General features: G+C 58.4%; 10 protein-coding genes and 1 riboswitch. Of the genes, 2 read left to right on the plus strand and 8 right to left on the minus strand.

The annotated features are described in order from the left end of the window. Nucleotides 1-16: 16 nt before the first annotated feature. The 8 genes from SCU88_RS17080 to thiM all read right to left on the minus strand — a co-directional run bounded on the left by SCU88_RS17080 (nt 17) and on the right by thiM (nt 9,489). Entirely contained in the window at nt 17-880 is an 864-nt protein-coding gene (locus SCU88_RS17080; RefSeq protein WP_175341126.1) for an ATP-binding cassette domain-containing protein, read from the minus strand. After that, nucleotides 852-1,754 (minus strand): ABC transporter permease subunit, encoded by a 903-nt coding sequence (locus SCU88_RS17085; protein WP_175341127.1) that lies wholly within the window; start codon nt 1,752-1,754, stop codon nt 852-854. The genes SCU88_RS17080 and SCU88_RS17085 overlap by 29 nt, the downstream gene beginning before the upstream one ends. Further along, nucleotides 1,751-2,788, minus strand: coding sequence for an ABC transporter permease subunit (locus SCU88_RS17090; RefSeq protein WP_175341128.1), 1,038 nt, complete (start codon nt 2,786-2,788; stop codon nt 1,751-1,753). Before SCU88_RS17090 ends, SCU88_RS17085 begins: the two co-directional genes overlap by 4 nt. Next, nucleotides 2,785-4,365, minus strand: coding sequence for an ABC transporter substrate-binding protein (locus SCU88_RS17095; RefSeq protein ID WP_431810175.1), 1,581 nt, complete (start codon nt 4,363-4,365; stop codon nt 2,785-2,787). The genes SCU88_RS17090 and SCU88_RS17095 overlap by 4 nt, the downstream gene beginning before the upstream one ends. A 98-nt stretch (nt 4,366-4,463) precedes the next feature. After that, entirely contained in the window at nt 4,464-5,618 is a 1,155-nt protein-coding gene (locus SCU88_RS17100) for a mandelate racemase family protein (RefSeq protein ID WP_138098349.1), read from the minus strand. Between the two features lie 314 nt (nt 5,619-5,932). After that, nucleotides 5,933-6,985, minus strand: a complete 1,053-nt coding sequence (fbaB, locus tag SCU88_RS17105; protein WP_175341129.1) for a class I fructose-bisphosphate aldolase — start codon at nt 6,983-6,985, stop codon at nt 5,933-5,935. Nucleotides 6,986-7,903: 918 nt separating this feature from the next. Beyond that, nucleotides 7,904-8,704, minus strand: a complete 801-nt coding sequence (gene thiD / locus SCU88_RS17110) for a bifunctional hydroxymethylpyrimidine kinase/phosphomethylpyrimidine kinase (RefSeq protein WP_138098353.1) — start codon at nt 8,702-8,704, stop codon at nt 7,904-7,906. Then, on the minus strand, nt 8,701-9,489 hold the full coding sequence (gene thiM, locus SCU88_RS17115; RefSeq protein WP_175341130.1) for a hydroxyethylthiazole kinase: 789 nt from the start codon (nt 9,487-9,489) through the stop codon (nt 8,701-8,703). The genes thiD and thiM overlap by 4 nt, the downstream gene beginning before the upstream one ends. Before the next feature lie 36 nt (nt 9,490-9,525). Beyond that, a riboswitch (TPP riboswitch) is annotated at nt 9,526-9,626 on the minus strand. A 358-nt stretch (nt 9,627-9,984) separates the two neighbouring features. On the opposite strand from thiM, the gene hdcC reads away from it, so the two are divergent. After that, entirely contained in the window at nt 9,985-11,337 is a 1,353-nt protein-coding gene (gene hdcC, locus SCU88_RS17120; RefSeq protein ID WP_138098358.1) for a histidine-histamine antiporter, read from the plus strand. 45 nt (nt 11,338-11,382) lie between these two features. Continuing rightward, on the plus strand, nt 11,383-12,519 hold the full coding sequence (locus tag SCU88_RS17125) for a histidine decarboxylase (protein ID WP_175341131.1): 1,137 nt from the start codon (nt 11,383-11,385) through the stop codon (nt 12,517-12,519). Nucleotides 12,520-12,549: the final 30 nt, after the last annotated feature.

Below are 12,549 nucleotides of genomic sequence, written 5' to 3' on the forward strand. Positions count from 1 at the left end.
CCATAACGCCTCCTGATTATTCGGTCAGCCAGCGACTCTGGCGTTGCAGCACCGGCAGCGTCTCGCGGCGGTTATGCAGTTCGGGCAGCGCGGCGATCAGCCCCCGGGTGTAGGGGTGCTGCGCGCGATCCAGATCCCGTGCGGCAATGGACTCCACCACCCTGCCGGCATACATCACCAGCACCCGATCGCAGAAGCTGCGCACCAGGTTGATATCGTGGCTGATAAAGATAAGCCCCAGTCCGCGCGACTGCACCAGATCGTCAAGCAGCCCCAGAACCTGTAAACGTACCGAGACATCCAGCGCCGAAGTCGGTTCATCGGCAATCACCAGTTCGGGATCGGTAATCAGCATCATGGCAATCATGATCCGCTGCCCCTGGCCGCCGGAAATTTCATGGGGATAGAGCCGGTAGACCCGGCCCGGATCGCGGATCCGTACCACTTCCAGCATCGCCAGCGCTTTTTCCCGCGCCATTTTGCGACTGCCGGTATGGTGGGTCCGCCAGGCCTCGGCTATCTGATCGCCCACGCAAATCACCGGATTCAGGGAATATTTCGGATCCTGCATAATCATGGAGATCCGCCCGCCGCGCAGGGCGCGCATCTGAGCGGCAGAGGCGCTACGCAGATCCAGGTCGCCAAACTGTAATCTGTCGGCATGAATCCGGGTGCGGGCGGCATGCAGCCGCAGCAGCGCCCGTCCAACGGTGGATTTACCGGAGCCGGATTCACCGACAATCGCCAGCTTTTCACGGCCCAGCGCGAAAGAGACGCCGCGTACCGCGTGGGTAGTCTGGCGACCGTTAACAAATTCAACGTGCAGATTACGCACGTCGAGCAGCGGCGCGTTATTCGCTGCGGGGATCGAGGATGTCACGTAGGCCGTCTCCTAAAAAGTTAAACGCCAGGCTGTTAATCAGAATCGCCAGCCCCGGAATGGTCACCACCCACCAGCACTCCATCATGTAAGTGCGACCGCTGGAGATCATCGCCCCCCACTCTGGCTGCGGCGGCTGGGCGCCAAGCCCCAGAAAGCCCAGTCCGGCCGCAGTCAGAATAATCCCGGCCATATTCATGGTGATGCGGATAATCACCGACGGCAGGCACAGCGGGACGATATGGCGCCACAGCACCCGCAGCGGCGACGCCCCCTGCAGCCGCACCGCCGAAATAAAGTCCGCCTGGCGCAGGGAGAGGGTTTCCGCCCGCGCCAGACGGGCGATGGGCGGCCAGGCGGTGAGCGCAATGGCGATCACCACATGCTCCAGCCCCGGCCCCAGGGCGGCCACAAAGGCCAGCGCCAGTACCAGACTCGGAAACGAGATAAAAATATCGGTAATGCGCATCAGCGCTTTGTCCACCGCATCGCCGAAATAGCCTGCGGTCACGCCCAGCGCCAGCCCCAGCGGTCCCACGGTCAGCGACACCAGCAGCACAATGTAGAGCGTAATCCGCGCCCCATAGACCAGACGGCTGAAAATATCGCGTCCGAACTCGTCGGTGCCGAACCAGTGGCGGGCATCCGGCGGGCTAAGGGCATTATTCAGATCCTGAATCAGCGGGTTGTATGGCGCTATCCAGGGGGCAAACAGCGCCGTCACTATCAGCAGCAGGATAATAGCGCCGCCGATAGCGGTCAGCGGATTGCGCGCCATCTGCCCGATAAACGCGGCACTTCGCCTGGCGGCGCGCTTGAGCCGCACCCGGCGTTCACCGACAGCGGCGGCACCGGATTCAAGGGAAAGCGTCATGATCGGGTCCTCGGGTCGAAGAGTTGATAAAGCATGTCGGACAGCAGATTCAGAGTGACGAAGATAATTCCCACCACCAGCACGCCGCCCATCACCGCATTCATATCGCCCAGCAGCAAACTGCCGGTTAGCCACGAACCGAAGCCGGGCCACGAGAAGACGGTTTCGATCAATACCGCTCCTTCCAGCAGCGAGCCATAGGCCAGCGCCACCACCGTCAGCAACTGCACCAGAATATTGCGGAACGCGTGATTCCAGATGACCTGTCGTTCGGTCAGCCCCTTAACCCGGGCGGTGATAATGAACTCCTGAGACAACTGGGCCAGCATAAAGCTGCGGGTCATCCGGCTGATGTAGGCCAGCGAATGGAAGCCCAGCAGCGCTGCGGGCAGGATCAGGTGATTCAGCGCGCTGCGCAGCACCTCCATATTGCCCGCCAGTAGCGCATCCAGCACAATCAGACCGCTGCGCGTTGGCACCGCACCGTCCAGGCTCATATCCAGCCGCCCGGCGCCGCCCACCCAACCCAGCCAGGCGTAGAACACCAGCAACCCCATCATCCCCACCCAAAAAATGGGGGTGGAATATCCCGCCAGACTGATGATGCGCACCACGTAGTCAAGGGCGCCATTGCGCCGCGCCGCCGCCATCACCCCAAGCGGAATGCCAAGCCCGGCGCCAATAACAATCGCCAGGGTCGCCAGCTCCAGGGTGGCCGGAAAGACCCGCAGGATATCCTGAGCCACCGGCCTTCCGGTCAGCAGGGCATTGCCCAAATCGCCCTGGGCCAGCCCGCCCAGCCAGATAATAAACTGGTGCCACAGAGGTTTATCAAAGCCCAACTGCTGATAAACCTGCTGGTAAGTGCTCTGGTCCGCATCCGGCCCAACGATGGAGAGTACCGGGTCTACCGGCATCACCCGGCCGATAAAAAAGGTCAACAGCAACAGACCAAACAGCGTGACCGCCACCTGCCACAGACGCGCCGACAGACGCCGGGCCATGATGCCGCCAGAAGATGATATCGCCGTCATCCTCGTACCTCCCCGCCCGCCGGGCGTTTACTGACATCGCGCAGAAAAGTGGTGGCCGACGGGTGAGGAACGTAGTTCAGCACCTCGTTACGCACCACCACCGAATCCACCATCTGAGACAGTGGGATCAGCGCCGGGATTAACTGTTCATAGCGTTGCTGAATAGCCTGATAATCCGCCTGCTGTTTCACCGGATCGCGCTCCACCAGCGCCTGGTCGATCATCCGGTTGATCTGCGGGTCATACATGCCGGTACGCCAGCCCTGAAAGTTGGTCAGGCGCGCGCTGTCACGGTTATCCGGGTTGTAGACCAGCGAGCGCAGGCTGGAGTGGGGATGCGGCTCCATACCGCTACCGCCGCGCCCCACCAGCATGTCGAAGCGCCGCTCGCGCATGGCGCCGTAGATCTGGTTGCCGGTGCCGGTCATGATTTTGGCGTTAATACCGGCCTGCATCAGGGTGGACTGCACCGCGATGGCGATATTGATAAATGGCTGATCCGCCAGGACCCGCAGGGTGGTCTCAAAGCCGTCCGGGTAGCCAGCCTCGGCCAGCAGCGCCTTCGCCCGCGCCACGTCCAGCCGGTAGCCGGGGTCCGGCAACGTTGCCGCCATACCCGACTGAATTGGCCGCTGATGCAACACGCCGTAGCCGGGCATCAGCGCCTTGTTGATGCCCTGATAGTCAATCAGCCAGCGCACCGCTTCGCGCACCTTTGGCTTCGCGAAATGAGGCTCGTTCATGCTCATCGCCACATAGTAGAGGGTGCCGCGCCGCACGCCGTCTACGGTGACCGCCGGATCGTCGCGCAGCGCCCGCACGTCAGCCACCGCCATATTGCTGGCGATATCAATATCCCCTTTAGCAATCATCAGACGCAGGGTCTGGGATTCCTGAAAATGGCGGAAAATCACCCGGGCGAGCTTCGGCTCACCGCGCCAGTAGTGGGGATTGCGTACCATCGTCAGCCGATCTTTGGCCTGCCAGACCTCCAGCGAGAAAGGCCCGGATCCGGCGGCGTGGGTGGTCAGCCAGCGATTGCCCCAGTCGCCGTTTTGAGCATGGGCCTGCACCGTTTTACTGTCGAGCACCACCACATTGCCTAACGCCGCCAGCGAGTAGATCACCAGTTGCGGATCGCCGGGCTGCGGCAGGGTAATTTCCACGGTCCAGGGATCCGGCGCCCGCACGTGGCTGTCAACGTTATCCCGGGTAAAGCCGTAGGATTTCCACACCGAAGCCTGAGCCAGATTCAGGTGCAGTACGCGGCGCATTGACCAGACCGCGTCTTCCGCCGTCAGCAGATTGCCGGAATGAAAGGTCACACCGCGCCGCAGGTGAAAGCGAATGCTGTCGCCCTGGGGGCTAATCTGCCACGACTCCGCCAGCGCCGGGCGCACGTTGCTCAGCCGTTTGGGATCCAGTTCCACCAGCGGATCGTAGAGGTTAACCATCATGCCCACCGCCTCGTTACCGGTCATCGCGGCCGGATCCAGGGTGAGCAGATTATTCATATTCATGCCGATAATAAGCTGGTCCGACGGCGTTTTCGCAAGCGTCGGAGCGGCCCCCAGCATGAGCAGGAACGTGAGCAGCCACGCCCCCCATCGCGAGCCTGTTGTCATCATAGAGATACCGAAGGTCAGAGGTATTTTTTACCGCACAGCGCGGCGTTTTAGTATTGGCTTACGGTATGCGCTTCTACCCAGGCGAAGTTGATATCTTCCCCCAGGCCGGGTCGTTCGGGCAGGTGAACCATGCCGTCGCTGTCCATGGGATCGACCAGACTATTGAGGTAAGCCGCAGGCTGGTCATAGTCGAGGAACGGATGCAGCAGGCCGCGCTCGTACCAGCGACAGTTACGGATGGCCCCCACCACCGCAAGGCTGGCGGCACCGTTGCCGTGCACCTCGCAGTCCATACCGAAAGCCTCGGCCAGACTCGCCACCTTCATACAGGGCCCGATGCCCCCTACCCCGTTGGCGCCCGCACGCAGAATGTCGCAGGCTCCGGCCTGCACCCAGTCGGCGCGGCTGTGGTGCTTACCGCCCAGGCTTTCAGGGCCGATAACGTCGATATTCAGGTTACTGGCAAGCCAGGCGTAGGAGGCCATGCTCGCCTCTTCCATCGGCTCTTCAAACCATGCGAAGCCGAGCTTTTCCAGCTCCCGACCAATCCACAGCGCTTCGCTGCGGCTGTACCAGTGGTAGCCATCCAGCATCAGCGCAATATCCGGGCCGACCGCTTCACGCACCGCGGCACAGGCTTTAACGTCCATCTGAGGATTGGGCGCAAACGACACCGGCGGCATCCAGGTATGGAGCTTAATGGCCTTATAGCCGCGGGCCACCAGGGTTTCGGCAAACCGGCCGTACTCCTCGGGCGTAGAGAGCCCGCCCGGCAAATCGTCGCCGCACATGGTGCTGCCATAGGCCGGCACCCGGTCGCGGTAACCGCCCAGCAGCTTCCAGACCGGCATATTGAGCTTACGGCCCGCCAGATCCCACAGCGCCTGTTCCACAAACGAGAGCGCCCGCTCGGTAAGCTGATGGGCGCTACCGCGCTGCCAGTGGGACAGCGCCTGCCACAGTTGTTCACGCCGGAAGGGATCCTGCCCCACCAGCACCGGACAGAAAAAAGTTTCCACCACATAGGGACGCACCACCTCCGGCGGCGCCAGGGTATAACCGCAGGTTCCGTCATCGGCAGTGATGGTAAGCAGCGCCATTTTCGCCTGGCTCTCTTCCCCGGGATGGGAATGACCGGCGCTGTCGGAACAGCGACGAGTGGGATACGTAAAGACAGAGACATTAATAGATTCAATTTTCACAGGGGTATGGGTCCTTAATCGGGATCGTTCAGGGCGTCTGCGCGCCATTCGCTACCGCAACTGCTAACCACTACGGAGGGAGTTGTTAATCTAAAACAGCGTTTCGATATTCAAGTTAGGTGGATTTTTCACCGCCTGCCTCGGACAAAAGCGCGTAAATACGCACCGTTTTTTGGACGTCTGCCCAGGGTAGCGTGATGCTTTTCACAGAGTGTTAATAAAATGTGACAGCCGTCGATACCCGAATGGCCGCATAATCAGAAGGGAGAAAAGGGGAAATGGCGCACCGCCAGGAACCGCGGCGCGCCAGAACATCAGGCGATGTTGATCTTAGTATCCAGGTAAACATCCTGTACGGCGTTGATCAGCTTCACGCCGTCGGCCATCGATTTCTTAAAGGCCTTACGTCCCAGAATAAGCCCCATACCACCCGCACGCTTGTTAATCACTGCCGTGCGTACCGCATCGGACAGATCGTTTTCGCCGCCCGCGGCGCCACCGGAGTTAATCAGCCCGGCACGGCCCATATAGCAGTTCGCCAACTGGTAACGCACCAGATCGATGGGGTTATCGGTAGTCAGTTTGCTGTAGACCCGTTCGTCGGTGTAACCGAAGTTAACTGCCTGATAGCCGCCGTTATTTTCCGCCATCTTCTGCTTCACAATATCGGCGCCGATGGTGGCCGCCAGGTGGTTGGCCTGGCCGGTCAGGTCGGCGCTAACGTGATAATCCACCCCATCTTTTTTGAAGGCAGGGTTACGCAGATAGGCCCAGAGTACGGTCACCATACCCAGCTCGTGGGCGCGTTCAAAGGCTGCGGAGATCTCTTCAATCTGGCGGCGCGACTCCTCAGAGCCGAAGTAAATGGTCGCCCCCACGGCAACCGCCCCCATATTGAACGCCTGCTCGACGCTGGCATACAGGGTCTGGTCATACTGGGTGGGATAGCTCAGGGTTTCGTTGTGATTCAGCTTCACCAGGAAAGGAATGCGGTGAGCATAGCGACGCGCCACCGAAGCCAGCACGCCGTAAGTAGAAGCCACACAGTTGCAGCCCGCTTCAATCGCCAGTTCAACAATGTTTTTCGGATCGAAATAGAGGGGGTTTGCGGCGAACGAAGCCCCTGCCGAATGTTCCACGCCCTGGTCCACCGGCAGGATGGACAGATAGCCGGTACCCGCCAGGCGGCCGGTATTGTACAGGGTTTGCATATTACGAAGGACCGCAGGTGGGCGGTTGTTATCCACCATGACCCGATCGACATAGTCGTCGCCCGGCAGGTAGAGATTATCCGCCGGAATGGTCATACAACGGTGCTGGAGCAGTGTGTCAGCATCTTTGCCAAGTAACTGCGCAATATCAGTCATAATTCACTCCCGTAACGGCAGCGGGTGCTTCCCGCCGCACCAGTTAAATCCTGACCCGCCTGAAAAGCGGGCGCATTAAGTCTGGTTGGTTACGGTACGTTTTGCCAGAAGTCGCCGTACTTTCAGTTAATTCCGCTGTCACGCTTCACTGCCAGTGGTGGTAATGGCTGATGCGTTTCATTAGTCGGGGGAAATTAAGGTGTCGCGCGGATTCGGCTAAGCATTCACAAACGAATGGAATATGTAAATGTCGGAGAAGGTTCCGTTCACTTTATGTGACTGCTTCTCTGTTGATTCACAGCCGGTGAACGGGGAAGGTAGAAGGTTACAGACGGCGACAGTCTCCGACCTAAAAATCGCCGCAGCGTTCACGGCCGCCAGGGTCACCCCGACAGGGATGTCGGGGTGAGGGCGTGCGGCACACGGACGTGCCGTCACGCCCGACCCGTCCGGCGGACGGGAAAAGCGGAGGGGACCCGAAGGGCGATTTTTACGTCGGAAAGCCAGGGGTGGTCAGGGGGAGTGGCGTTTGAAGTCCCCCTGACCCGTTCACCGGTGCCGGTATTCACATAAGCAAACTCACCTTAAAGTGAACGGAACCTTCGCCAGCGTGACATATTCCACCTGAACACAGCACCACCGTAATAATATTTCCCGTCAATGAAACAACACTGAAACCCCATTAAATATTGCGAACCAGATTCATAGAACAGAAATACAACACGCTACTGTGATTTATTACAGGGTAAAATAACAGCAGCCAGTATCTTGTTAAGGAAGGTGCATAACAACAAGAAAGGTGATTAATACAGTCGCGACCCGCCAGTGTTGAAGCACTGACAGGCCGCTAACCACAACCAACTGAAAATGAGTTGATAGTACACCATCCAATAATCCTGTGATTATATAATCACAAAATCACCACCACGCATGAAAGTGATGCACCGGCCCATGCCCGTGCCCCACCTCCAGGCTATCGGCAGCCGCCAGCGCCTGAGTCAGCCAGGCCTTGGCTTCCACCACGGTCTGGCCCCAGTCATCGTAACGCGGCCGCAGCGCCGCCAGCGCCGACGAAAGCGTACAGCCGGTACCGTGAGTGTTTTTCGTCTGCACCCTGGGCGCAGTAAAACGCCGGGCGCCATCGCGGGTAAACAGCCAGTCCGGGCTTTCGGCATCGTCCAGATGGCCGCCCTTCATCAGTACCGCCTCGCAGCCCAGCGCCATCAGCGCTTCCCCCTGCTGATGCATCTCGCGCTCGCTGGTGGCCATCGGCGCTTCCAGCAGCGCTGCCGCCTCTGGCAGATTGGGGGTGATTAACGATACTCGCGGCAGCAGATGTTCGCGCATCACTGAGACCGCCGATGGCGACAGCAGCGGATCGCCGCTTTTAGCCAGCATCACGGTATCCAGCACCACGGTGTGCGGCTGCCAGTACGCCAGGCGTTCCGCTACCGCTTCAACGATATCGGTTTCCGCCAGCATGCCGATCTTCACCGTATCGATGCGCAGATCGCTGAACACCGAATCGAGCTGCGCCGCCACAAAATCCGGCTCGATACGATAGACCGACTGCACGCCGCAGGTATTCTGGGCCACCAGCGCGGTTATCACACTGGCGCCATAGGCGCCCAACGCAGAAAAAGCTTTCAGGTCCGCCTGGATACCTGCACCACCGCTGGGGTCGGTGCCGGCAATGGTCAGAGCATTAATCCGTTTCATACCAGCGCCTCCGCATCCAGTTGCCATAACGCATCCAGAAACTGCGGGACAAAACTCCCCGGTCCCTGACTGCGGGTAACCGCCATTTCCCCGGCGCGGGCCATTATCCGGCAACCGGCGGCGACATTTTCCAGCCTCTCCCCCGGCAGAGCGCAGCAGGCCGCTACCACCGCGGAGAGCGCACAGCCGGTTCCAACCACCCGGGTCAGCATAATATCGCCGCCGGGCACCTCCAGAGTGCGTTCGCCGTCGGTGATATAATCTATCTCGCCGGTCACCGCCACTACCACGCCGCTCTCACGGGCCAGATGGCGGGCCGCAGGCAGCGCAACCCGGGCACTGTCGGTGCTGTCGACGCCGCGTCCCCCGCCCTGACCCCCGGCCAGCGCCAGAATTTCCGATCCATTGCCGCGAATTGCGGCAGGCTGAAGCGCCAGTACCTCCTGGGCGAAGTCGCTACGCAGCGTCAGCCCCCCCACAGCCACCGGGTCGAGCACCCACGGGCGCTGCGCCTCACGGGCGCTGTCGATGGCGGCGCGCATGGCACGAGCACGTTCGCGAGTCAGGGTTCCGACGTTGACCAGGAGTGCGCTGGCGATAGCGCTAAACTGTGCCGCCTCTTGCTCATCTACCACCATGGCAGGCGAGGCGCCAAGGGCCAGCAAAACGTTAGCGGTAAAGGTCTGTACCACATCGTTGGTCATACAGTGGACCAACGGCGAAGTGGTACGAAGGTGATGCAGCGTCTGCAAGACAGCGTCGCTGCACAGTGGATCAGATTGCATGGTGAACTCCCGCCCGGCGCGAAGAAGAGGGATACCGGTACGGGCATCTGACTTCCCTACGCCGGCACTATCCGGATCAGGTCAACGGGTCTTTCTCAGCCCCGCATCCAGTCGGCGGAGCACCCCGAGTCATTTGATTTTAAAGGAATTAGTTTTCTTTAATTCCTTTAATCAGCCGCCATGATAAAAGGTAACAATGGCGCTGTAAACGCATTTGTGGCCACAGAAATCACCAATTATTCAGACCGATTCTCCGGTTTAGCCTGAGAATAAGCGCTGGCTCTTCAGGCAGCCGTTCCTGTTCAAAAAAAAGGGGACGGAGTCAATATCCAAATCATTGTTCAAATAAGCAGCAATTTGCGCATCGTTATTGTATGCCAGCCAGGCGAAAAGTGATCATTGTCAAAATTTACCCCCCTTCCCATCCTAGAATCGGCAGAAAAGCACTGGTTATAACGCTTATTTCATGTCTGTTTCTCAATAAGGAAAAATATTATGGGATCGGTTAGCTCAGGCTCAGCTCATAAAATGGGAGTGGTCGCCCTTACGCTGGTTACCGCCTCAAATATGATGGGCTCCGGCGTATTTATGTTGCCCACCAACCTTGCCGGCGTTGGTTATATCTCGCTGTGGGGTTGGGTGCTCACTATTGTCGGTGTTATCGCTCTGGCGCTGGTATTTGCCAAAACCAGTTTAATTACGCCGCGCACCGGCGGGATTGTCGCTTATGCCAGCGATGCATTTGGTCCATTTATTGGTTTTCAAACCACCGTCTGCTACTGGATTAGCGCCTGGGTGGGCAATGTGGCCCTGCTGGTCGCCGGGGTGGGATATTTAAGTTATTTCTTCCCGGAATTAAAAAATCCGATGTACAGCAGTATTGCCGCCATCGTTATTTTGTGGGCCTTTGTCGTACTGGCAAGCTTCGGCGCCAGAACTGCCAGCCGCGCCCAGTCATTTACCGCAAGCTGTATGCTGCTGGTGGTGCTGGGCGTCGGCGCCGTAGGCTGGTTCTGGTTTGATCCGCATATGTTTACCGAAGTGTATAACGGCACAGGCCGCAGCGACAGCTCGGCGATTATCTCTGCCGCATCCATTGCGCTGTGGGGATTCCTGGGCGTTGAATCGGCTGTGGTTTCTACCGGCCAGGTGGACAATCCGGAAAAGACCGTACCCAAAGCGACGGTGTACGGACTGTTGATTGCCTCGGTCTGCTATGTGGGCAGTTGCTCGGTGATTATGGGCCTGGTGCCGCACAGCGAGCTGGTTAACTCCGCCGCGCCCTTTGCCGACGCCGCGCGCTATATGTTCGGCAAGACCGCCGGCAACATCGCTTCAGCGCTCAGTATTATCGCCTGCTTCGGCTCGATCTCCGGCTGGCTGATCCTGCAGTCTGAAGGCCCCCGCGCCGGTGCCCAGCAGGGCCTGTTCCCGCAGTTCTTCGCCGATACCAATAAGCGCGACGTGCCAATGAAGAGCCTGATTTTCACCGGCGTACTGATGAGCCTGGTGTTAATGATGACCGCCTCCCCTAACCTGGCGAAGCAGTTTGAAGTGGTGATTCTGATGTCGGTCTTCGCTTCGCTGCTGCCCTATATGTACGCCCTGATTTCCCTGCCGATCATTATGGTCTCGAAGAAATTAAATCGCGGTCGCAGCTTTATGTTTTATTGCGTGATGGTGGTTATCGGCATGATTTACAGCATCTTTGCCCTGTTGGGCTCCGGCACAGACTCCATGTTCTGGGGCGTGGTGATGATGATGGTAACCATTCCCCTGTTCTGCTTCGTGGCCGCTGGCCGCAGTAAGAAAGGCGAAAGAGTGCTTTATCTGGATAAGAAAGTCTGAACGTCAGTTCGTCATTAAACGTTATGCTTGAAAAGGAGAAATAAAATGACACTATCCATCGCAGATCAGAATAAACTCGATGCGTTTTGGTCATATTGTGTTAAGAACCAGTATTTCAATATTGGTTACCCGGAATCCGCCGATTTCGATTACACCATTCTGGAAAGATTTATGCGTTTTTCCATTAATAACTGTGGCGACTGGGCGGAATATTGTAACTACCTTCTGAACTCTTTCGAATTTGAAAAAGAAGTGATGGAATATTTTGCCCAGCTGTTCAAAATTCCGTTTGAGGAAAGCTGGGGCTACGTGACCAACGGCGGCACCGAAGGCAATATGTTCGGCTGTTATCTGGGTCGCGAACTGTTCCCGGATGGCACCCTGTACTATTCCAAAGATACCCACTATTCGGTCGCCAAGATCGTTAAGCTGCTGCGCATTAAGTCGCGGGTGGTGGAATCCCAGCCTAACGGCGAGATGGACTACGACGATCTGATGCATAAAATCGCCGCCGACGGCGAGCGGCATCCGATTATTTTCGCCAATATTGGCACTACGGTGCGTGGCGCAGTCGATAATATCGCTATCATCCAGCAGCGCCTGAAGGAAGCGGGCATCGCCCGGGAAGACTACTATCTGCACGCTGATGCAGCGCTGAGCGGCATGATTCTGCCCTTCGTTGACGACCCCCAGCCCTTTACTTTTGCCGACGGCATCGACTCTATCGGCGTTTCCGGCCATAAGATGATCGGCTGCCCCATTCCCTGCGGGATCGTCGTGGCGCGGCGTAAAAACGTCGATTTAATCAGCGTTGAAATCGACTATATATCAGCCCACGACAAAACCATCACCGGCTCCCGTAACGGCCATACCCCGCTGATGATGTGGGAGGCGGTCCGCAGCCACACCCTCGCCGACTGGCAGCGCCGTATTCGCCACTGCCTTGACATCGCGCAGTACGCGGTCGATCGCTTCCAGGCCGCAGGCGTTAACGCCTGGCGTAATAAGAACTCCATTACCGTGGTCTTCCCCTGCCCGTCAGAAGCGGTATGGAAAAAACACTGCCTGGCGACATCGGGCGACGTCGCTCACCTGATCGCTTCCGGACACCACCTGGATACCAGCAAGGTAGACGCTCTGATCGACGATGTTATCGCCGATCTCAACGCCCGTGCGGCGTAAAAAAGGGTGGTGATTCCTCACCACCCTTCA

The sequence above is a fragment of the Jejuibacter sp. L23 genome (genome assembly GCF_050815825.1).
In the GTDB taxonomy this organism is placed as follows: Bacteria; Pseudomonadota; Gammaproteobacteria; order Enterobacterales; family Enterobacteriaceae; genus Jejubacter; species Jejubacter calystegiae.